A 22257-nucleotide genomic window follows, 5' to 3' on the forward strand; every position below is an offset into this window, starting at 1 on the left:
CGTACTGGCTGGTAGCCATGGGGGTGACGGGGCGCGGGTGCCAAGAGTGTCGGTGCGACGCCGTACCTTAGTGCCCGTGTCCGAACAGCCCCTGACCCTCGACTCCGTCCTCACCGACGAGGCGGTCCTGTCGACCTACCGCCGCATGTTCGCCGCGCTGGCGCGCGACAGCGGGGCGGTGGTCGACGACCCGGCCCTGGTCGACATCGCCGAGACGCTGTTCGGGGCGTTCGCGGAGGCGGGCGAGGAGTGGCTGACCCACGAGCAGATGCGTTTCGCCTGCCGGGCCTACCCCACCGACCAGTTCGACAACCGGCTGCGCGTGCTCAAGGGGCTCGGCGCGATCCGCGAGGTGTTTCCCAAGCCCAACCAGCTGCGTTACCGCGCCTCGTTCACCAGCGTCGTGGGGCTGATGTTCATCCGGCGGATGATGGACGACGGCGGCCAGTCCGAGATGCACCGGCTGCTGGCCCTGGAGGACCTCAACGTCGCCGACCCGCGCACCACGATGGAGGAGGCCAGGCAGAGCGCGCTCAACCTGGCGCGGGCCTTCCGGCTGTGGGCGCTGGAGCTGATCACGCTCACCACCGGCACGATCGAGGAGCTGCGCGAGCAGGCGCCCAAGCTGTGGGGCACCGAGGAGATCGCGCGGCGGGCGCAGAGCCTGCACGGCACGATCCTGACCCGCTGGCCCGAGCTCGACCGGGTCTGCACCGACCTGCGCGCGGCCATCTACGCCTACAGCGACGCCTCGCGCCGCGCGGCGGGGCGGCTGGCCGACTCGGCGGGCATGACCCGCAACCTGACGCTGCTGCCGACGGAGACGTGGCGGACGTTCGCGCAGACGGCGTCCAAGGAGCGGCTGGCGGCGGTCCTCGACGGGTTCGTCTTCGACGCGCCCGCGCCGTGGCACGATCCGGCCGCCATCGCCCGCGCCGTGGACGAGGCCCCGCGCCCCGTCCCCGCCCAGCCCACTCCCCCGCGCTCCAACCTCCCCGACCCCGGGCCCGGCTCCGCACTCGACTCCTCGCCCAGCGCGGCCGTCGAACGGCTCACCCAGGTGGCCGAGTCGCTGCTGGGCGACGCCTCGCGGGTGGCGCTGGGCGACGTGCTCGGCTCCGACTGGGTCGTGGCGCGGCGCGTGCTCGCCGACCTGACGACCGTGGACCTGCGGCCCGAGCTGCCCTACCGGCTCGTCTGGTCCGACGGGCTGACGATCGACCCCGCCCACGAGCCCTCCTGGCTCTCCCACGGCCATCTGGAGCGGACCACCTCATGAACATGCGGCGAGCGGCTGTCGGACATGCCCTGGTCCGCGCGTACGGGCCGGCCCGGCTGGCGGCCGGCGTGCCCGCGGAGCCCGGGATGCTGCGGCTGACCAGGCCCGACGCCACCGGCGACGCCCTGCCGGGGTGGCCGGACGGGGTGACGCCCTCCCTGCTGGAGGAGCATCAGGTGGCGGCCGTGCCCGTGGAGCGGTCCGGCGAGACGCGCCGGGTGCTGGCCGCCGTGCTCAAGTGCTGCTGGCGCGACCTGTCGGTGGATCCGTGGCCGGGCGAGCCGGCGCCGGTGGAGCTGGTGCTCGACACCTACCGGGAGCTGATCGGGCGCACCGACGACCTGATGCGCAACTGGGCGCGCGGGGCGCTGCGGCGGCTGCACGACTCGGCCTGGGTGGTGATGGACGACGGGGTGGTGCTGCTCGGCCCGCGCTGCGCATTGTGGCCGGTGGAGGCGCACGCTCAGTTGCAGGAGCTGGTACGCCGCCTGCCCGAGCCGGAACGACCCGAGCTGACCTTGGTGGGCGACGCCGACATCGTCGCGGCCTCAGCGGCCTCCGCGACCCCGACGACCTCGGTGTCCGAGCCCGCCGGGGCTGCCGAGGCCGTCGTGGTCGGGGGGCGGGTCGAGGGTGGGGCTGCCGAGTTCGACGACCTGCTGGGTGGTTATGACGAGCGGCGGCGGGCTGAGCTGGTGGCGGCGTTCATGGTGGTCGAGCATGCGGCCGAGCCCGTACAGGAGGTGCGGTTCGCCGCCCTGCGCGACCCCGCCCTGCGCCACACGTTGAGCGAGATGCTGGCCAGGAGGGGCCGCACGCTGATCCAGCACCGCGACCGCTGGACCTCCGGCTACGACGACGCCGTCGCCGCCACGATCGGCGCGCTGGAGACGCCGGACTCCGATGAGGTGGCCGGTGGGCGGCTCGGGGTTGGGGAGCGGGCGGTGCTGGCGCTGGTGCTGGTGCATTCCGTGGCCATCCCGAGGGCCGAGGGGCTGCTACCGGAGGACTCGTGGTTGTCGCCGCATCCCACCCCGGCGGACGAGTTGCGCCGCCACACCCAGCTTCCGATCGGCGAGTTGGAAGCGGCGCTGCGGACGTTGCGGCACGCGGGGCTGCTGGGCCAGGTGAAGGCGGGTGAGGAGGCGGGTGGTTACGTGCCGGGGCCGCAGTTCCACCGGCTCACCCCGGCTGCGCGGCGGCGGTTGCAGGAGGAGCTGATCCTGGCAGCGGGGCCGAACACGCCGCTGGCGGCGGCCGTACTGGCTCGAAGATCGGCCAGATGAGGCACCGACGTAGGCCAGGGTACGTCGCGGCCTTCGCGCGGCTCTCACGGCAGTCACGGGTTTTTCGGATGGAAGGGTTACGGGGGTTAGAGGTGTCGCAGGTGGAGAACGTCGTCGGGGACCGGGTGCTGATCGCCATGCAGGCGGTCAACATCTCTCGGCTCTCGACCCATCCGGTGCCCACCGTGCCCGGCACGCTGATCGTCGTGGCGGGTGCGGGGCCCAAGGACTCCAACGGGGCGGGCAAGTCCTCGTTCATCGCCTCGATCACGGCGCTGCTGGGTGACGAGCAGTGGCGCTTCGCCTCGGGGGCCAAGGCGGTCTCCGAGCTGCTCTTCAACGCCGAGCTGGCCAGCGGCGCGGGCGCCCGGCAGTGGGCGAGCGCCGATCACGGGTACATCGTGGGCGTCTTCGGCCCGCCCGGCATGGACGGCTTCGAGCCTCCCGCCGACGAGACCGAGCCTGGTGAGGCCGGGGAGGACGGGGAGTTGTTCGAGGTGCCCGACACCTCGGGCGGGGCGCTCACGGTGTGGCTGAAGGTCAACCAGGAGGCGCCGCACCTGGAGATCCGCTGGCGGGAGGGCGTGCACCTGGCGGCGTCGCCGTCCGAGGCCGAGCGGGTGGCGCGGGCCGATGAGATCTGGGCGTCGCTGCCGAGGTCCGCCGGGCGGCGCGATGTCGTGGCCCGCGACCTGACCAAGGTGCTCTACGGCGACAGGGTCCGGTGCGTGTCGTTCCTGTCCACGTCCGTACGCAGCAAGGTCGCCACCAACCTGCTCTCCCAGCCGCTCAACGAGATCTCCCCCGAGCGGGTCTTCGAGGCGATCGCCGCGCTCACCGCCCTGGACGCCGAGCTGGAGCAGGAGCGCGAGGCCCGCCGCGACGAGCACGCCAAGCGGGTACGGGCGGCGCAGGCGGCCGACCGGCTGGCCGAGTTCGAGGCGGAGTCGAAGGCGCTGCTGACCACGTTCGACCGGCGGGACCAGGCGCGGATCCGGCTGGCGGACGCGCTGCGGTGCTGGCGCGGGCGGCAGGCGCGCAAGCTGGCCGACGCCGCGGGCAAGGACGAGGCGCTGGCCGCCGAGCTGGAGCGGCACCGCGCGGCCGGTGAGGCGGCGGCCGAGGCGATCGCCATGGTGAAGGCGGAGATCGCCACGCTGCGCGAGGACACGCTCGACAGGCAGGTCTCGCAGGCCCGCAAGGAGCTGGCCACCATGCAGGCGCGCGCGGCCAAGCTCGACGCCGACCGCGCCGTCGCGGAGAACTCCGCCGACGAACTGCGCGGGAGGATCCCGGCGCTGGAGGAGACGCGGCGGTTCGCCGACGGGCGCGACGTGCCGACTGCCGAACGGGAGCTGGGAGAGGTACGGCTGCGGCTCAACGAGTCGCTCAAGGCGCTGGGCGTGGCCGACCAGGAGGTCGCCTCGGCCCAGGCCGCGCTCGACGACGCCGAGGGCGGCCCGGCCGCGGCCCAGCTCAACGCCCTGGCGGCGGCCGGAATCGGTGCGACCGGCCTGCTGGACGCCCTCGACGTGGCCGAACAGGCCCGCGACGACGCCCACATACCCGTGTCCGGAGGTGGCCGCGCGAGCCTCGGGCCCTCGGATGCCAGGCCCTCGGGCGGCGGACCTGCGGAGGGTGGGGCTGCGCTGGGGGACGCGTTGCGGGCGCGGTTTGGGAAGGTGGCCGGCGGGGGGCCGGGTGGGTTCGCGCTCGGGGAGTTGCGGGGGTGGCCCAATGAGCACGCCGTGATCGTGGATGGCGCGCAGCTCGACGCGGCCGCCGCCGCCCTGGCGGGGTTGCCGGGGTCCGTGCTGGTGAGCGCGGCCGGGGTGAGCGTGGTCGGGGCGTTCGACGGGGTGGCGACCGGGCGGGAGGCCCGTATCAAGGCCGCCGAGCAGCGGCTGAACCGGGCCAAGGACGTACAGGAGACGGCGGCGCAGGCCGTACGGGATGGGGAGGAAGCCGTCGCGGAGGCGCAGCGGCGGCTGGAGGGGGCCAGGGCAGGGGTGCGGCTGGCCGAGTTGGAGGCCAAGCTCGCCGAGCGGCGGGCCAGGCTGGGCGAGCTGAACGCGGCCATCGAGGAGCTGGCTCCGAAGGTCGCCGAGACCGAGCGGCAGACGGGTGCGCTGGATTTCCGGGCGCGTACCAGGGACATGGAGGTCGAGCGGCTGGAGGGCCGCAGGCACCGGCACGACGCCGAGCGGGCGCAGGCGAGCGGGCAGGAGGCGAAGGTCGGCGCGGAGCGTGAGGCGCTCAAGCTCGGCGCGCTGGCCGCCGACTGGGGCGGCACGGTCGAGACCGCCCGCGAATGGCTGCAGGCGCTGCCCGAGGAGGAGCGGCCACGTGCGGCCGAGGAGTGGTGGCGGGTTGCCGAGCGCCACCTCGACCAGGCGCGGCGCGACACGTTCCCGTCGGAGGAGGAGAGCGAGATCCCGGAGGAGCTGCGGTTCCTGCTGAGCGAGCGGGAGGGCAGCACGGCGCGCGAGCAGGCGACGTTCGCGGCGGTCTGCGGGGCGCTGGGGTCGTATCTGCGGGGGCAGGAGGAGTACGAACGGCACCAGCGGCGGCAGATCGAGGCGCAGATCGTCACGCGGCAGCGGGACCTGGCGGCGGCCGCCACGGGCGCGGAGGAGGCGGCGCAGTCGACGGCCGTGCACCGGGCGGCGCTGACGGCGGCGATCAAGGCGCGGCTGACGCGGGTGGCCGAGGAGTTCGACAAGCTCGACACCTCCTACGGCGGGTACGGCGCGACGCTGGAGTTCCCGGTGCCGCCCGCTCCCGCCGATCCCGAGCAGCGCTGGCAGTGGCGGGTGACGCCGAAGTGGCGGCGGGGCGAGGGGCAGGGGTTCGTGCCGTACAACCGGCGGGCCAACACGGCGCTCATGGACGAGAAGGCGGTCAAGCTGGTGTGCGCGGCGGCCATCGCCTCGTCCGGGGGCGGGCATCTGTGCCTGGTGCTGGACGAGCTGGGGCGCAACCTGGGCAAGGAGCATCGCCGGGAGGCGGTGGCGCTGTTCAGGAGGATCGGGGAGACGTACGGGATCACGGTGATCGGGGCGTTGCAGGACGACATGGAGCCGTACGCGATCGACGCCTGCGGGCAGTACGTCAAGCTGCGGCGTTCGTCGGACGCTATGCCGTACAACGAGCCGCCGGTGATCGTCGGGCATGATCAGCATGCCGAGCGGGTGCGTGCCCTGGCCGCATACGTGGACCGGGGCGCCCCCGCCCTCACGTGATGGGCGGGCCTGTGTAGGAGGCGCGCAGGCGGAGGAGGGAGCCGCGTTCGTACTCCTCCATCGCGTGTGCGAGCCAGCCCGCCGTTCTGGCCACGGCGAAGATGGCCTCGCCCGCGCCCGGCACCATGCCGCTGACGGCGGCGAGGATGGCCAGGGCGAAGTCGATGTTGCGGTCGGGCAGGTGGCGGCGGCGCATCTCCGCCAGCACGGCCTGTCCCGCGGCGATGCGCTCGTGTCCCGGCGCGGCCTGGTTGACCAGGTCGAGCAGGGTGGCGCCGCGGGCGTCGCCGTTCTTGTAGATGCTGTGGCCGAAGCCGGGGATGCGCTCGCCGCGCCGTACCCGCTCGGCGATGGCGCGGGCGGCCTGGCCCGGCTCGGCGATCTCGGCCAGCAGGCGTTCCGCGCCGTACGACGCGCCGCCGTGCAACGGACCGCCGAGCACGCCGAACCCGGTCAGGACCACGGCGTACGGGTCGGCCCTGGCGGAGGCGGCGACCCTGGCGGCCAGCGTCGAGGCGGCCAGTTCGTGGTCGGCGAGCAGCACGAGCGCGGCTTGCAGGGCGCCGAGCAGGGCGGGCGTGGCGGGCCGCGGACACAGACGGGACCACAGCCGCTCGGCGATCGAGCCACCCCTGGAGTCGGCGGGCGAACCGGGCCCGGAAGCGGTGGCCGAGGCGGGCCCGGGGGGTGTGGGTGGAGGTAGTGCGTCTACGAGGCCCGCGATGAGGCGGCGGCCGGTGGCGGCGACTGAGGCCGAGTCGAGTTGGTAGCGGAGGGTGTCGGAGGCGCCGAGGACCGTGGCGATCACCTGGAGGCGGTCGAGGGGTAGCAGGTCGCGGGGAAGTGCGCGCTGGGCGGCGATGGCGGCGCGCAGCCCGTCCTCGGGTTCGCAGCGCCACGGCTCGCGGGGGTGGGCCTGCCAGACGTCGCGGTCGCCCGTCCACAACCATTCCGCGACCGTCTCGAACGACGCCGTCCCCGCCAGCCCGAGCGCGTCGATCCCCCGGTAATAGGGCCGGTCCACGCCGAGTGCCGTGACGGCCGACTCGATGACCAGTTCCGGAGGCTGGCTGCGGGGCCGGCCGCGGCGGGCGAGGCGTTCGATCTCCTCGGCCGAGAAGAGGCTGCGCCGTCCGTCCTCGCCGTGCCGCCGCCGCAGCACGCCCCGGCTGACGTACGCGTACAGCGTGGCGGGTTTGATCCCGAGCCGTTCCGCCGCCGTGGCCGCGTCGATCCACTCCACCCCGACCACCCTTCCATAGTTGATGAAAATCAATATTGATCCACGTTGAAAGGGCGTGTCAACGTGAGGACATGCCAAAAGTTCACTTCCTCGACGTCACCAACCGAGACGGCGTGCAGACCGCGCGCACCGGCCTGTCGAAGTTCGGCAAGACCATGGTCAACTTCTATCTGGCCAAGCTCGGGGTGGCGCAGTCAGAGATCGGCTTCCCGTTCCTGTTCCACGAGGTCCCCTACGTGAGGGCGCAGGTGGCGCTGGCGGAGGCGGGGGCGTTCGGGGAGTTGCGGCTGTCCGGGTGGTGCCGGGGCGTGCCGCAGGACGTGGAGAAGGCGGCGCCGCTCGGGCTGAAGCACTACAACCTGTCCATCTCGACGTCCGACTACATGATCCAGAACAAGTTCCGCGGCCGGCTGGACAGGGACGCGATCATCAGGGAGATGACGGCCGCGGTACGGGTGGCCAAGGACGCGGGCGCGCTGACCGTGGGGGTGAACGCCGAGGACGGCTCGCGTACCGATGACGGGTTCCTGCTGGAGTTCGCGCTGGCGGCCAAGCAGGCGGGCGCCGACCGCGTACGCTACTGCGACACCATCGGCGGCGACACGCCCGACCGGATCCGCGAGCGCTTCGCCAAGCTGGCGGCGGGCACCGCGATGCCGGTCGAGACCCACTGCCACAACGACCTGGGCATGGCCGTGGCCAACTCGGTGTCGGGCGCGCTCGGCGACCTCGACGCCGGTCAGGACGCGTGGATCAACACCTGCGTGAACGGCATCGGCGAGCGTTCGGGCAACGCCGACCTGCTCTCCACGATCCTGGCCTTCCGGCACGGGTTCGGGCTGGAAGGGGCGCAGATCGGGGACGCGCTGAACATGGAGTGGGCGCGCAGGTTCGCGTTGTGGGCGAGTTACGCGCTGGGGCAGCCGCTGCCGTACAACCAGGTCGGGGTGGGGCGCAACGCGTTCGCGCACGAGTCGGGCATCCACGCCGACGGCGCGCTGAAGGATCACGGCAACTACGAGTTGTACGACGAGGCGACGCTGGGCCCGTTCCCCGAGGACTGGCACGCCCGGCAGGGGCGGGTGGTGCTGAGCGGCGAGTACGGCGGCAAGGCCGGCTTCCGCCACGTCATGGAGGGACTCGGCGCCGAGGTGGCCGACGAGGAGTTGTCGTTCCGGCTGGTCCAGCTCGGCAACGCGATGACGGGCAGGCCGCTCACAGACGACGAGTTGCGCCTGATCGCGGCCTACCCGCGCGAGTTGTCGCTGATGTTCCCCGGCTACTGAGCGGTGGGTCAGAGGGTCTGGTCGCCGGTCTCGGGCAGGGCGAGCAGGCAGAGCAGGCTCAGCACCGCCATGGCGGAGACGTACCCGCCGATCGCCATCACGCCCAGCCCGCCGGCCTGCATGCCGGTCGCCACCAGCGGCGGCACCGCGCCGCCGAGCACGCCGCCGAGGCTGTAGGCGACGGACGCGCCGGTGTAGCGGTACTCGGTCTTGAACAGTTCGGGCAGGTACGCGCCCATCGGCCCGAACACCAGGCCCATCAGCCCGAGCGCCCCGGCCAGCGCCAGCCCGACCAGGACGACCGAGCGGGTCTCCATCAGCGGGAACATCACCAGCCCCCACGCGATGGCGACGGCCGTGCCGGTGATGAGCGTGCGGCGGCGGCCCAGCCGGTCGGACACCATGGCCGAGACGACCGTGCCCGCCGCCATGAACAGCACCCCGACCATGGTCAGCCCGAGCATCGTGGTCCGCGGGATGTCCAGGGTTTCTGTGCCGTAGGACAGGCAGTAGGTGGTGGCGGTGTAGAACAGCGTGTAGGCGATCGTCATGGCGCCCGCGCCGAGCAGCACCCTGCGCCACTGGTGGCGCATGAGCCCGGCCAGCGGCACCTTGGCGATCCTGCGCTCCTCCATCGCCTCCCGGAAGACGGGCGTCTCGGAGATCTTCAGCCGCACGTACAGGCCGACGACCACCAGCAGCAGGCTGGCCACGAACGGCAGCCGCCATCCCCAGCTGTCGAACTGCTCCTCGGTCAGCGTCTCACCGAGGATGAGGAACAGTCCGTTGGCCACGATGAACCCGACCGCCGGGCCGAGCTGCGGGAACATCGCGTACAGGCCGCGTTTGCCCTGTGGCGCGTGCTCGGTGGCCAGCAGCGCCGCGCCGCCCCACTCGCCGCCGAGCCCGATGCCCTGGGTGAAGCGCAGCAGCACCAGCAGCACGGGCGCGGCCACGCCGATCGCGGCGTAGCCGGGCAGCAGCCCGATCAGCACCGTCGAGAGCCCCATCACCAGCAGCGACACGACCAGCATGGACTTGCGGCCGACCCGGTCACCCCAGTGTCCGAACACGGCCGAGCCGAGCGGGCGCGAGATGAACGCCACGGCGAAGGTCGAGAACGCCGCCAGCGTGCCCGCCACCGGGTCCATGCCGGGGAAGAACGCGGCGTTGAGCACCAGGGCCGCGGCGGTGCCGTAAATGTAGAAGTCGTAAAACTCGATCGCGGTGCCGATGAGGCTGGCCGCGGCGATCCGCGATCGGCTGGGCGCCGCCGTCTGGGGGGATGATGTCATCGATGTCTCACTATGCGGACTAGCGTCTTGTGAAGCGATACAAAGACGCTACCACCTGCGTAATGTTACGTTTCACCTGATGATCCATCCTGAAAGGAACACGATTTGGCCATCGACCTGGTGATCTTCGACTGTGACGGCGTGCTCGTGGACAGCGAGCGCATTTCCGTACGCGTGGGGCTGGCCGCCGTACGGCAACTCGGCTGGACGATCGACGAGGCCGAGTACATCGAGCGGTTCGTCGGCTGCAGCAACGAGTACTGGGACGAGCAGATCGGCCAGACCCCGCCGGGGTGGCGCGAGCAGATCCGCACCGACTACACGGCCGCCATGAAGGCCGAGCTGTGCACGGTCGCGGGCATCGAGGAGGCGATCGACCGGCTCGGCCTGCCCTTCTGCGTGGCCTCCAACGGCCGCCACCACACGATTCGCCACAGCTTGGAGATGACTGGTCTGGCCGAACGGTTCGCCGGGCGGGTGTTCAGCGCCGAGGACGTGACCCGGGGCAAGCCCGCGCCCGACCTGTTCCTGCACGCCGCCGCCACGATGGGCGTCGAGCCGGCGCGGTGCGTGGTGGTGGAGGACAGCCCGTTCGGCGTGACGGCGGCGATGAGCGCCGGCATGCGCTGCCTGGCCTTCGCCGGCGGCCTCACGCCCGTCTCCCGCCTGAGGGGCCTGGGCGCGACGCTCTTCCACCACCCCGCCGAACTTCCCGGGCTGATCGCCTCTCTCGACTGAGGCCGCATGTTAAGTACCGTGAAGCCATGCCTTCAGGTACGCAACGTCCTTACGTGGTGGCGCACGTGGCCGTGTCCATCGACGGAGCTACCACGGGATTCCGGCCGGACGTCGCCCGGTTCTACCAGCTCGCCCAGACCTGGAAGGAAGACCTGACACTGGCGGGGGCCGACACCATCCTCGCCCAGGCGCAGGTCCTGGCCGAGGCGGAGCGTCCCGGCCCGGCCGCCGACGGGCCGCTGCTCGCCGTCGTGGACGGGCGCGGCCGGGTCAGCCAGTGGCGGGAGTTGCGCGAGGCCGGTCACTGGTCGGAGGTGGTGGCCCTGCACTGCCGCGACACTCCCGCGCGCCCGCCCGGCCGGCCGGTGCGCGAGCTGGTGGCCGGCCCCGACCGGGTGGACCTCGCCGACGCGCTGCGCACCCTCGTCCGCGACGAAGGGATCGGCGTCGTACGGGTGGACAGCGGCGGGCGGCTCATCGGGGCGCTGCTGGCGGCCGGGCTGGTGGACGAGATCAGCCTCCTCGTGCACCCGTACCTCGCCGGTGAGCAGGCCACCCGCTTCTGGTACGGCGACCGCCCGGCCGCCGCCCCGCTCACCCTCGTCGCCGCGCAGAGCCTGTCCGACGGTCTGGTCTGGCTGCGCTACCAGCCGGATCACGCCTCCTGACGGCGGGCCCGGCCGTCCTCGTCGAGGTAGTCGCGCCACGACCGTTTCGGTTCCCAGCCCAGCAGCCGGTGGGCCTTGGCGCACGAGATGCCCGACGCGTCGGTACGGGCCAGCGCCCGCAACTCGATCCGATCACCGTGGGCCCGGCGCAGCGCGACGGCGAAGTCGTGCCCGCCCGCGTTGTCCGGGGAGGCGATGTAGAACACCTCATGACCGGGCAGGGCGGACTCGGTGGCCAGCACGATCGCGTCGGCCAGGTCGTACACGTCGATGTAGCTCAGCAACCCCGCCCCGACCTCGGAGCTGTCACGGACCTGCGGGCCGAGGTTGCGCTCGTAGTTGCCCTCGTGCTGCACCCAGCTCGGGCGCAGCGAGATGCACCTGATGTCCGAGCGGCGCACCGCGGCGTCCATGAGCTGCTCGCCGAAGTGCTTGGCCAGCGCGTACGGGTCCTGCGGCCGGATCGCGTGCTCCTCGTCCACCGGCGCGTAGTCCGGCAGGAACGGCCGCTCGGGGAAGAAGAAGCCCGGCACGGTCTCGCTGGAGATGTTCACGAACCGCGAGACGCCGAACCGCACCGCGGCCTCGATCATGTTGAACGCGGCCATCAGGTTGTTCTGGAACACCACCTGCGGCGGATTGGCGCTGGGGTCGGGGATGGCCGCCGCGTGCACCACGGCCTCGGCCCCGTGCGTCACGGCGAACGCCTGGCCTGCGTCGGTCAGGTCGGCCTGCACGTAACGGGGCGTACCGGGTTCTGGCCGCTCCCAGACCGGGCGGGTGAGGTCGGTGGCGGTCACCTCGTGACCCGCCTCGGCCAGGGCCTTGACGGCCGCCCTGCCCACCTTGCCGTGAGCTCCGGTGACAACGACGCGCATGAGCGCTCCTTACGGAAGTTCTGGTGCGAGCAATCTACGCGAACGTCTGTTCCCGGAATACGAGCCTCAGCCGACGCCGGTCGCGGCCAGCGTGGAGCCAGTGCGCGTCTTGGTGACCCTGAGCTGCGCCGTGATCCTCGACCGCAGCTCGGCCACGTGGCTCACGATGCCCACGGCCCGGCCGCCGTTCCGCAGCCCGTCCAGGATGTCCAGCACGCCGTCCAGGGTGTCCTCGTCGAGCGTGCCGAACCCCTCGTCCACGAACAGCGTGCCGAGCTCCGTACCGCCTGCCTCCTGTGTCACCACGTCGGCCAGCCCGAGCGCCAGCGCCAGGGAGGTGATGAAGCTCTCGCCGCCCGACAGCGTGGCGGGGTCGCGGTCGACGCCGGTCCACCCGTCGGCCACCCGCAGGCCCAGCCCGCCGCCCGCGCGCCCGCGCGAGCCCGCCGTCTTCCGCAGGTCGTGACGGAGCAGGTAACGCCCGCCCGACATGTGGTCGAGCCGTTCGTTCGCGGCGGCCACCACCTGGCGCAGCCGCTCGCCCAGCACGAACGACGACAGGCTCATGCTCCACTGGTTGTCGCTGGAGGTGCCGCTGGCCAGCGCCGCCATCCGCTCGGCCAGCCGGTGCCGGTCGGCCGCGGGACGCCAGTGCTCGATGCGCGCGGACAACTCGCCGTGCAACTCCTCCAGCCGCCGCGCCCTGGCCGCCGCCCGGTCGCGGGCGCTCGACAGCCTCGTGTACGCCGCTTCCAGCTCGTCCCGTTCGGCCTCGATCGCCGCCAGGCCGGGCGGGGGCTCGGCCGCGGCCGCCACCAGCTCGGGGTCGGCCAGCACGCCGCTGACGGCGGCATGCTCGTCGTCCAGCCTGCGCAGCAGCTCCGCCTTGGCCTCCCGCTCCGCCGGACTCCGGTACGCGGCCTCCGCCTCTCTCACATCCGCGAACCCCGCCTCGGCCGCCGCTTCCTCCGCCGCCGCCTTCGCCCTGGCCCGCTCCTCGCCGGCCGTCACCTCCGCCTGGGCTGCCTCCAGCGCCTCGCGCAGCAGTTCGGCCTCGTCGCTGAGCCTGGACAGGCGGTCGGTCAGGGTGGCGTCGCCGCCGCGCGCCGCGTCCAGCCGCGCACCGAGCCGTCCGGCGTCCCCGCTCAGCTCCTCCTGCCGCGTACGTCCCGCCGCCAGCCGCGCCGTCACCCTTCGGCCGCGCTCTTCCAACTCCTGCCGCTCCCGGCCGAGCCGCCCCGCCTCCTCGGCCAGCCCCGCCTCCCGCGCGGCCGACGCCTCCAGCCTGCGCAACTCCCGCTCGGCCGTGGCCAGCATCTCGGCGTGCTCTTCAGGACTCGCCTCCGGCTCACGACCCTCGGACAAGTCATCCCACTCACGGCCCTCGGACGAGTCATCCCACTGACGGACACTGGCCGAGGCGTTTGGCTCAGGGCCGCTGAGGAGGCCGCCCGCAGCAGGACCGCCGGACGAGACGTCGGGCCCAGGACCGTCGAACAAGCTGCCCGCCGCAGCGGGGTCGCTGGACGAGGGGACGGGCCGAGGTTCGTGGTTGGCGCCCGGGAAGGTGTTGGCGAGTTGGTCGCGTACGCGAGTGCGTTCGGACTCAAGGTGTCTGCGCTGGGCGCGGTGGCCCGCGAGGGTTTCGGCGAGTTCCCTTGCCTGGTCCCTGACCCGTTCGCGCTCGGTCTCGACGCGTTCCAGCGTGGCGGCCAGGGCGGACTCGCGGTCGGCCACCGTCTGAAGGCCGGCCACCTCCTGCTCGGCCAGCTCCACCCGATCGCCGGCCGTCGCCACGTCCAGCCCTCCGGTGGCCTCGACCGCGTCGGCGTGCCGGGACTCCAGCGAGGCGAGGGTGCGCTCGGCGGTCTCGCGCTCGGCCAGGGCGGCTTCGTGGGCGTTCTCGGCCTGGTGCTCGTCGTCGGCGGAAGGGGCGCTCGGGGCCGGAGATGCCGGGTCGGGGTGGTGTTCCGAGCCGCAGACCGCGCACGGCTGCCCGTCGGCCAGATCGTTCGCCAGCTCCGCCGCCATGCCGTCGATGCGGGCCTGCCGCAGGTCCAGCCAGCGTTCCCGGACGGCCTGGGCCTGATCGACGAGCACCTGGTGCGCGGCGACGGCGGCCTCCAGCTCCGCGGCCAGCGCCTCACGCCGGTGTGCGGCCTCCAGGGCGGTCCTGGCGGCGTCGAGGGCGGCGGTCGCGGCGGGGATGGCCGCCGCCTGTGTCCGGGTCTCGGCCAGCGCGGCGTTCGCGTCGGCCAGGCGGGCGGGCAGTTCGGCCTCGGCGGCCGACAGCTCGGCCTCCCGCTGGGCCAGCGTGTCGAGCTCCACCGCCAGCCCGGCCAGCTCGCCGTCGATCTCGATCAGGTGCGCGGCGGCATCTCGTACGGCACGTGCCGCCGGGATCCTGGCGGCGTCCACCCGGGCCTCCGCGAGCCTGGCCTCCGCGCGTTCGAGCAACCCTGGCAGTACGGCCAGGCGTTCGGTCAGGGCCTCGTCGGCGCGTACGAGCTCGGCCAGTTCCGCCTCGACCCGCAGCAGGTCCCGGCGCACCACCGACAGCCTGGCCTCCTCGGTGAGCAGCTCCGACAACCGGGCGATCTCGTCCTGCCGCCGCCGCTCCAGTGCGGCCAACTCGGCGGCCGTGGGGGTGACGGCCGTGAAGCTGCCGGTTGAGGGGGCGGCCGTGGAGCTGGAGGGTGACGGGGTGGCCGTGGAGCTGGAGGGTGACGGGGTGGCCGTGGAGCTGGAGGGTGGTGGGGTGGTCGTGGGAATGGTGGGTGGTGGGGTGGTCGTGGAGGTGGTGGTCAGGAGTGGGCGGGCGCGGGCCAGGGCGTCGGCGGCCATCGTGCGGGCCTTGGTGGCGATCTCCGCGCGCTGTCTGGCGGCCCTGATGAGCGGGACCACGCGGTCCGCCCTGGCGGCATCGTCGAGGATGGCCTGCAGGTCGGCGCGTTCGTCGGCGCGCTCGTCGAGGGTGCGGCGCAGGGTGAGTGCCTCGGCATGGCGGCGCTGGCGGTCGGCCAGTGCCGCGGCCCGCTCGAAGCGCACCCGCGCCTCCCGCAACGCGTGACCGGCCCCGACGTGCTCGTCATCCGTCCGCTTCACGACGGCCCGCGCGGCCTCCAGCAGCGCCCCCGCCCATCCCAGCGGGTCGGTCTCGGCCGTGGGCACCTCGCCACCGTCACCAGGGCTGTCGGAGGCACCCGAAGGCCCGTCGGAGGCACCCGGCAAGTCGGCACTGGGCACGTCGGCACTGGGCACGTCGGCACCAGGCAGGTCGAACAGCGTCGGCGACGCCGCACCCGCACCCGGGCCCCCCGCATCAGTGTCCCCCGCGTCGGTGTTCTGGTCGGGTGAGGCGGTGTGCGAGGGCGGTGGGGCGGTGTGCGGGGCCGGTGAGGTGGTGTGCGAGGCCGGTGGGGCGATGTGCGGGGCCGGTGAGGTGGTGGGCGGGGCCGGTGAGGTGGTGAGGGCGGTGGGTAGGTCGTCGCCCGCCACCTCCTCCACCCGCTTGAGCGCGAAGTCCACCTGCCGCCGCAGCTCCTGCGCCTCCCGCCAAGCACTCTTGCGGTTCTCAGCCAGCCACGACTCAGCCGTAGTGAAGATCTTGACGGTGAAGAGCCGCTCCAGCAGCTTCGACCGCTCGTCCCCGTCCGCACGCAGGAACCGCGCGAAGTCCCCCTGCGGCAACATCGCCACCTGGCAGAACTGATCGGCGTTCATGCCGAGCAGCCCGCCCACCAGATCACCGGCCTCGTCGAGGCGGGTCGTCAGGCCATGCCAGTCGGACTCCCGCCACTCCGACAGGACGACCTTGGACTTCTCCTCCGTGACGCCGGTCCCCCGCAGCTTGGGCCGCTGCCAGGCAGGGGAGCGCTGGATACGCAGTAACCGCCCGCGGATCGACACCTCCAGCGTGACCGACGGCCCGATGGTGGGCGCGGCGTGGTCGCAGCGCAGGCTGCGGGCGCTGTTGCGCTGCCCGGGCACCTGACCGTAGAGGGCGAAGCACAACGCGTCGAGGATCGTGGTCTTGCCCGCCCCGGTCGGGCCGTGCACGAGGAAGAGGCCGGCCTGCGACAGGGTGTCGAAGTCGACCGTCTCGGTGCCGGGAAACGACCCGAACGCCGTGAGCGTAAGCCTGTGCGGCCGCATCTACGCCATCGTCTCCTTCACCCTCGACGCCTCGATGGCCTGTCTTAGCAGGTCTTCCTCCTCAGGTGCGGCAGGCTCGCCGCGCACCTCCCTGACGAAGTCGAGCGCGACCTCCGACTCGGGGCGCCCGTTCACCCGTACGGGGGCGGTGGCGGGGGTGGCACCGACCGGGTCGAAGGAGAGGGCGAGGGTGTGCGGGAAGCGGGCGCGCAGCCGTTCCATGGCGGACTTCGGGCGCACCGCGTCGGTCAGGATCACCTGCAGCCAGTGGTCCTCGTGGTCGGCGTACTGCGGAAGCGTCAGCAGGTCCTCCAGGTCTCCGCGCAACCGGCCCACCGGGCGCGGCACCGGAGCCCGTACGAACTCCGTCTCCTGACCCAGCGTCACCAGCCACGACCCCTTGACGTGCCCCACCTCGGAGAAGGAGTAGGCCAGCGGCGAGCCCGAGTAACGCACGGTCTCGGACATGCGCTGCCGCCCGTGCAGATGGCCCAGCGCCACGTAGTCCACCCCGTCGAACACCCGCAGCGGCACGTGCGCCACCCCGCCCACGCTGATGTCGCGCTCGCTGTCGCTGGCCTCGCCGCCGGTCACGAAGCAGTGCGACAACACCACCGAGGCGCGGTGCCGCCCGGCGTCGGCCCTGATGCGGGTCATCGCGTGCGAGATCGCGGCGGTGTGGCTGCGGTCGGGCAACTCCCACGGGGCGCGTACCAGCTCGGGCTCCAGATAGGGGATGCCGTAGAAGGCCACGTCGTCCACCAGCACCGGCTCCCAGGACTGCTCGGGCGCGGTGCGTACGTGCACCCCCGCCGCCTCGAACAGCGCGGAGCCGAACCGCAGCCGCAGCGCCGAGTCGTGGTTGCCGCTGATCAGCACCACCCGCGCCCCGGCCGCGCGCAGCCGCCCGAGCGCCTCGTCGAGCAGGGCCACCGCGTCCACCGGGGGCAGCGCGCGGTCGTAGACGTCGCCCGCGACGGCCACCACGTCGACCCGCTCGGCCCGCACGGTCTCCACCAGGTGATCGACGAACGCCGCCTGACCTGCGAGCAGGCTCTCCCGATGGAAGGAACGCCCGAGGTGCCAGTCGGAGGTGTGCAGGATCCGCATGTCGCAGGAAGCTAACAGCTCCCACCGACAAATGTGGCCCCACCTGTCTCACCCGCCGGGAGTAGGCTTAAAGATCGGCGGGCAAATCAACGCACATGGGGAGGCCGATGCGCACTGGCCGTGGCACTTTAAGCGTCGCCGCCGGCCTGGTGCTGGTGGCGCTCGCGACGGTCGGATACGTGTTGCCACCCGCGTTCGACCCGCCACCACTCAAGGCCGATCCGGCGTTCCAGGCCATCCCGGCGCAGCCGGCCGGTGAGCTGAAGCCCGTGGTGGCGGTCGATCCGATCCGCCGGGAGGAGATCTCGGTCCCGGCGGAGGCCCAGCGGCTGCACGGCACGCTGCGGATGCCGCTCACCCCCGGCCGGCATCCGGCGATGGTGTTCGTGTCGGGCTCGGGCAACGGCTCGCGCACGGAGTTCACGCCGCAGGCGGAGTTCCTGGCCAAGGCGGGCGTGGCGACGATCGCGTTCGACAAGCGCACGATCGGCTACAACTTCCGCGACCGCGACTTCGGGCTGCTGGCGGACGACGCGCTGCGGATGGTGGATTACCTGCGTACGCTGCCCGAGGTGGACCCGGCCCGCGTCGGCATCTGGGCCGTCTCGGAGGGCGGCTGGGTGGCGCCGATCGCGGCGGCCAAGAGCTCGGCGGTCGGCTTCATGGTGCTGGTGTCCTCGCCGAACGTCTCCCCGCTGCGCCAGGTCGCCTGGGCGCTGAACGAGCAGCTCCTGCGGCTGCACGCCCCCGCCGGCTCCCGCGACCTGCTGACCAGGGCGATGGGCGGGATCGGGTTCAACTTCCTGCGCTACGACGCGATGCCCGCGTTAAGCCAGGTCAAGCAGCCGGTGCTGGCGTTCTACGGCACCACCGACCCCTCGATCCCCTTCGTCGAGTCCACCAAGGCGCTGCTCACCGCGATGGACAGGGCGGGCAACGACAACTACACGATCCGCTTCATGGACAAGGGCGATCACGCCATGCGGATCCACGGCGGCCCCTTCACCGAGGGCTATCTCAACACTCTCGGCAACTGGATACTCGGCCTGCCCGGCACCGCCGAACCCACCGTGCACATGGCCGGCGCCACCCCCGTCCAGCGGTTCGAGGCCAGCGACGTGCCGGCCGCCCCCTGGTACGCCGGCGGCACGATGCTCGGGCTGACGATCTGCCTGGCCGCCGTCGGCTACGTGGCCGGCCCGGTCGCCGCCATGGTCGTACGGCTGCGCCACCGCAAGCAGACCTCCGTCGAGACCAACGCCAGGTTGTGGCCGCCGATCAGGCGCAGGCTCAGCAGGATGGCCTGGACCGGGCTCGGCCTGCTGGTCTCGGTGCTGGCGTTCATCACGCTGCTGGTGCTGTTCTCGATCAACCAGGCGGGCGCCTGGCCCGCCGTGCTGGCCGGCTGGCTGGTCATCCGCGTGCTGGCCGTGCTGATGCTGATCCAGGAGGTCACGGCGGTGGCGGCGTTCGTGTCGGCGCTGCGCGAGGGCCTGCAGCCGAGCCGGTGGCAACACGTGACGGTCGGCGGCGTGCTCGGCGGCACCGGCCTGCTGCTCGTCGCCGCCGCCTACTACGGCCTATATTCCTTCCCCTGGTAGATACGCCTTCATCCAGCGGTCCAGCTCGGCGAAGACCTGCTTGCGGGCAGGCTCGGCCGACAACACCAGGTCGTGCAGCCCGTCGGGGATGCGCACGCACGTCACGTGCGGGCCGAGCATGGTGGACCAGCGGGCGATGTGCCGCGGGTCGAGCACGATGTCGGCCGAGCGCGCCTCCGGCACGAAGTCGCGTACCCGCAGCCCGGTGGTGGAGGCGAGCACGAGGACCGGCACGTCCACCGCCAGGCCCGCGTGCAGCCGCCGCTGCGCCCGCCTGATCGCCGCCAGCCACATGGCGTGCACCGAGAAGCCGGTCAGCGGCTTGAGCTCCAGGTCGTAGTCCCACTCGCCGCCCTCGCTGCTGTGCAGCGTCTGCCCGTAGACGGTGCTGGCGCCCAGCGGCAGCGCCCTGCTCGTGTACGACATCGGCGTCCTGAGCAGGTCGGCCGCCAGCCGCAGCGGGGTGGGCACGTTGAGGTCGAAGAACGGGCTGTTGAGCACGAGCCCCTGCACCAGGCCCCGGCCGCGAACCCGGTCGGCCCACAGGGGCGCGATCAGGCCGCCGGTGGAGTGGGCGTTGATGGTCAGCTCGTCGTGGTCCTCGCGGATGATCCGTACGGCCTCGTCGATCTCCGGGAAGTAGTCGGTGACGCTCCTGATCAGGCCCCTGGTCTGGTGCGGCAGCAGCGAGCGGCCGTACTTGCGCAGGTCGAGCGCGTAGAAGTCGATGCCGCGCTGGATGTAGTGCTCGGCCAGGTGGTCCTGGAAGAAGTAGTCGGTGAACCCGTGCAGGTACAGCACGGCCCTGCGGGAGGCGGCCTCGGCCCTCCTGGTCACCAGGGTCGCCACGACCTCGCCCTCGAAGTCGTCGGGCAGGGGCAGCACGGTGAGCTCGTACATGTTAGACACGATAGGGATCGTCCGGCCAGGACGGCACACCGGGCGGCAGATCCTCACTGACCTTCATCGGGAATTCGGCCTGCCGCTTCTCCAGGAACGCCGTGACGCCCTCGATCGCGTCCGCGGATCCGCCCAGCTCGGCCATGAGACGCGAGTCGGCCGCGTGCGCCTCCCAGGGCGAGGCGGCCGACAGGCCCGACCACATCAGCCTGCGGACGGCGGCCACGGAGATGGCGGAGGTGTTGTCGGCGATCTCCCGCGCCAGCTCGTACGCCGCCGGCAGCAGTTCCTCCGCCGGGTACACGCGCGAGACCAGCCGCCCTTCGAGCGCCTCCGCGGCGGGGAAGACCCGGCCGGTCGCCGCCCACTCCATGGCCCGGGCGATGCCGACGATCCTGGGCAGGAACCAGCTCGACGCGGCCTCGGTGACGATGCCGCGCCTGGCGAACACGAACCCGAACTTGGCCGTGTCGGAGGCAAGCCTGACGTCCATCGGCAGCGTCATCGTGAGGCCGACGCCCACGGCCGGGCCGTTGATGGCGGCGATGACGGGTTTGAGCGAGCGGGCGATCCGCAGCGCGACCGTGCCACCGCCGTCGCGCGGCGCGCCGTCCACGGTCTCCTCCGCCGGACGGGGGCCGAAGCTGTCTCCTCCGCCGCCGTCGCGCGGCGCGCCGTCCACCGTCTCCTCCGCCGCACGGGGGCCGAAGGTGCCCCCTCCGCCGCCGAGGTCGGCCCCGGCGCAGAAGGCCCGGCCCGCGCCCGTCACCACCACCGCGCGCACGTCGTCATCGGCGTCGGCGAGGTCGAACGCCTCGATCAACTCTCCACGCATCGCAAAGGTGAAGGCGTTCAGCCGCTCGGGACGCTTCAATGTGACGGTGGCGACGCGATCGATCACCCGGTACTCGATCTCTGAGAAGCCCATGCCCGAATCTTATTCGGTTACAGATGTTCACCCTCCGATAAAGACATATTTCGATCTAGTGCGTAGGCTGCCGCGTCTATGGACGCCTGAGGCGACCGCGTTTCCCGCGGTTCACCACAGGTTGCGGACTTTGCGCCTATGGTGGATTTGCGCGGGGAAACGGGGAAGGCGTGCGGCAGGCTAAGAACTCAGTGAGCGCCGGAGCGGTCCTCGGGTGGCTGGTGCTCGCGGCACTCGCACCCGGGTCCGCCCATCTGCGCGCCGGTTGGCGCAAGACCGGCCTCACCCTGATCTCCTGCTACGCCGCCCTGCTGCTGGCCCTGCTCGCCTTCATCCTCATGAACGACCTCGGCACCCTGGCCGGCACGGCGACCCAGGACTCCACGCTCACCGCCATCATGGTCGGCACGATCGTCCTGGGACTGGCCTGGTTCACGCTGATCGTGCACTCGTTCGTGGTGCTGCGGCCGGGACGGCTGGCACAGGCCGGGCAGATCCTCACCGGCACGGTCGCGGGACTGCTGGCCGTCGCCGTCGTGGTGCCGTTCGGGTGGGCGGCACAGACCGCCCAGACCTCGCGGCAGGCGCTCGACGGCATCTTCCAGGCACCCGAGAACGAAGGGGGCACCCCGGCCCCCGAACCCAAGCCGGAGGACCCCTGGGCCGGCCGCGACCGGGTCAACATCCTGCTGCTCGGCGGCGACGCCGACGACAACAGGACCGGCGTGCGTACCGACAGCATGAACCTGGCCAGCGTCGATGTGAAGACCGGCAACACCGTCCTGTTCAGCCTCCCCCGCAACCTCGAGGACGTGCGCTTCCGCCCCGGCACCCCGATGGCCCGCCGTTTCCCGGCCGGCTTCGACCTGCCCAAGGACGCGGGTGGCGGCTCCAGCGACCTGCTCAACAGCGTCTGGGAGTACGCCGACGCCCACCCCGAGATCTTCGGCGGCAAGCAGCACCAGGGCCCCAAGGTCCTGATGGACACGATCGGCTACACCCTCGGCCTCAAGGTCGACTGGTACGCCCTGGTCAACATGTGGGGCTTCGCCCGCCTCATCGACGCCATCGGCGGCGTCACCATCAGCGTCGAGCAGGACGTCGTGTTCGGCAAGTACAACGAGGGCCTGGTCAAGGCCGGCACGCGCAAGCTCAAGGGCGCCGACGCCATGTGGTACGCCCGCTCGCGCACCAACAGCGACGACTACACCCGGATGGGCCGCCAGCGATGCGTGCTCGGCGCGCTGCTCGAACAGGCGGACCCGGCGACGGTGCTCACCAGGTTCAACCAGGTCGCGCTGGCCACCAAGGAGCTGATCAGGACCGACATCCCGCGTCCGATGCTCCAGCACCTGGTGCCGCTGGCGCTGAAGGTCAAGAACGCCGAGGTGGCGAGCGTGCAGTTCGTACCGCCGCTGATCAACACCGGCTACCCCGACTGGGAGAAGATCCGCGACGTCGCGGCCAAGGCGGTGCGGGACTCGGCACGTACCAAGGCGCCCGTCGCCGCCTCCGCCCCGCCCACCACCTCCCCCTCCTCCACACTGTCGCCTTCGCCGAAGAAGACTCCGGCGAAGAAGCAGGGCAGTGACGATCCGACGAAGGGCCTCACGGAGGGGTGCGGGACCTCTTCCGCGAAGGGCTGAAC

At 72.2% G+C, this 22257-nt stretch carries 15 protein-coding genes; 8 read left to right on the forward strand and 7 right to left on the reverse strand.

Annotated features, from left to right (window positions below; genetic code table 11):
* Nucleotides 1-76: 76 nt before the first annotated feature.
* The 3 genes from AB0I81_RS06870 (at nt 77) to AB0I81_RS06880 (ending at nt 5807) form a co-directional block, all read left to right on the forward strand.
* Nucleotides 77-1279 (forward strand): hypothetical protein, encoded by a 1203-nt coding sequence (locus tag AB0I81_RS06870; RefSeq protein WP_360651190.1) that lies wholly within the window; start codon nt 77-79, stop codon nt 1277-1279.
* A complete protein-coding gene (locus tag AB0I81_RS06875) occupies nt 1276-2565 on the forward strand; it encodes a hypothetical protein (protein ID WP_360651193.1) in 1290 nt (429 codons plus the stop codon). The genes AB0I81_RS06870 and AB0I81_RS06875 overlap by 4 nt, the downstream gene beginning before the upstream one ends.
* Nucleotides 2566-2666: 101 nt before the next feature.
* On the forward strand, nt 2667-5807 hold the full coding sequence (locus tag AB0I81_RS06880) for a chromosome partitioning protein ParA (protein ID WP_360651196.1): 3141 nt from the start codon (nt 2667-2669) through the stop codon (nt 5805-5807).
* On the opposite strand, the gene AB0I81_RS06885 is transcribed toward AB0I81_RS06880, so the two are convergent.
* Nucleotides 5800-7050 (reverse strand): citrate synthase, encoded by a 1251-nt coding sequence (locus tag AB0I81_RS06885; RefSeq protein WP_360651199.1) that lies wholly within the window; start codon nt 7048-7050, stop codon nt 5800-5802. The two genes, AB0I81_RS06880 and AB0I81_RS06885, sit on opposite strands and share 8 nt — an antisense overlap.
* Nucleotides 7051-7121: 71 nt before the next feature.
* Here AB0I81_RS06885 and AB0I81_RS06890 point away from each other — a divergent pair, with 71 nt between their 5' ends.
* Entirely contained in the window at nt 7122-8336 is a 1215-nt protein-coding gene (locus tag AB0I81_RS06890; protein WP_360651202.1) for a hypothetical protein, read from the forward strand.
* An 8-nt stretch (nt 8337-8344) separates the two neighbouring features.
* Here the strand turns inward: AB0I81_RS06890 and AB0I81_RS06895 are convergent, their stop codons facing one another.
* Complete coding sequence (locus AB0I81_RS06895; protein ID WP_360651205.1) at nt 8345-9631, reverse strand: MFS transporter; 1287 nt, start codon at nt 9629-9631, stop codon at nt 8345-8347.
* A 105-nt stretch (nt 9632-9736) separates the two neighbouring features.
* On the opposite strand from AB0I81_RS06895, the gene AB0I81_RS06900 reads away from it, so the two are divergent.
* The gene (locus AB0I81_RS06900) at nt 9737-10369 is read left to right on the forward strand and encodes an HAD family hydrolase (RefSeq protein ID WP_360651208.1); all 633 of its coding nucleotides are present in this window, start codon (nt 9737-9739) and stop codon (nt 10367-10369) included.
* 26 nt (nt 10370-10395) lie between these two features.
* On the forward strand, nt 10396-11037 hold the full coding sequence (locus tag AB0I81_RS06905) for a dihydrofolate reductase family protein (protein WP_360651211.1): 642 nt from the start codon (nt 10396-10398) through the stop codon (nt 11035-11037).
* Here AB0I81_RS06905 and AB0I81_RS06910 read toward each other — a convergent pair.
* From AB0I81_RS06910 to AB0I81_RS06920, 3 genes are all read right to left on the reverse strand, one after another.
* Complete coding sequence (locus AB0I81_RS06910) at nt 11025-11915, reverse strand: NAD(P)-dependent oxidoreductase (protein ID WP_360651214.1); 891 nt, start codon at nt 11913-11915, stop codon at nt 11025-11027. The two genes, AB0I81_RS06905 and AB0I81_RS06910, sit on opposite strands and share 13 nt — an antisense overlap.
* A 66-nt stretch (nt 11916-11981) precedes the next feature.
* Entirely contained in the window at nt 11982-16070 is a 4089-nt protein-coding gene (locus AB0I81_RS06915) for an AAA family ATPase (RefSeq protein ID WP_360651218.1), read from the reverse strand.
* On the reverse strand, nt 16071-17180 hold the full coding sequence (locus AB0I81_RS06920) for an exonuclease SbcCD subunit D (protein WP_360651221.1): 1110 nt from the start codon (nt 17178-17180) through the stop codon (nt 16071-16073).
* 107 nt (nt 17181-17287) lie between these two features.
* Between AB0I81_RS06920 and AB0I81_RS06925 the strand changes: the two genes are divergently transcribed.
* Nucleotides 17288-18781, forward strand: coding sequence for a prolyl oligopeptidase family serine peptidase (locus tag AB0I81_RS06925; RefSeq protein WP_360651224.1), 1494 nt, complete (start codon nt 17288-17290; stop codon nt 18779-18781).
* On the opposite strand, the gene AB0I81_RS06930 is transcribed toward AB0I81_RS06925, so the two are convergent.
* Entirely contained in the window at nt 18761-19681 is a 921-nt protein-coding gene (locus AB0I81_RS06930) for an alpha/beta hydrolase (protein WP_360651227.1), read from the reverse strand. The two genes, AB0I81_RS06925 and AB0I81_RS06930, sit on opposite strands and share 21 nt — an antisense overlap.
* Nucleotide 19682: 1 nt before the next feature.
* Nucleotides 19683-20609: an enoyl-CoA hydratase-related protein gene (locus AB0I81_RS06935; protein ID WP_360651230.1), complete on the reverse strand. Its 927-nt coding sequence runs from the start codon at nt 20607-20609 to the stop codon at nt 19683-19685.
* A 191-nt stretch (nt 20610-20800) separates the two neighbouring features.
* Between AB0I81_RS06935 and AB0I81_RS06940 the strand changes: the two genes are divergently transcribed.
* The gene (locus AB0I81_RS06940) at nt 20801-22255 is read left to right on the forward strand and encodes an LCP family protein (RefSeq protein WP_360651233.1); all 1455 of its coding nucleotides are present in this window, start codon (nt 20801-20803) and stop codon (nt 22253-22255) included.
* Nucleotides 22256-22257: the final 2 nt, after the last annotated feature.

It is taken from the genome of Nonomuraea sp. NPDC050404 (assembly GCF_040655495.1).
Classification (GTDB): Bacteria; Actinomycetota; Actinomycetes; order Streptosporangiales; family Streptosporangiaceae; genus Nonomuraea.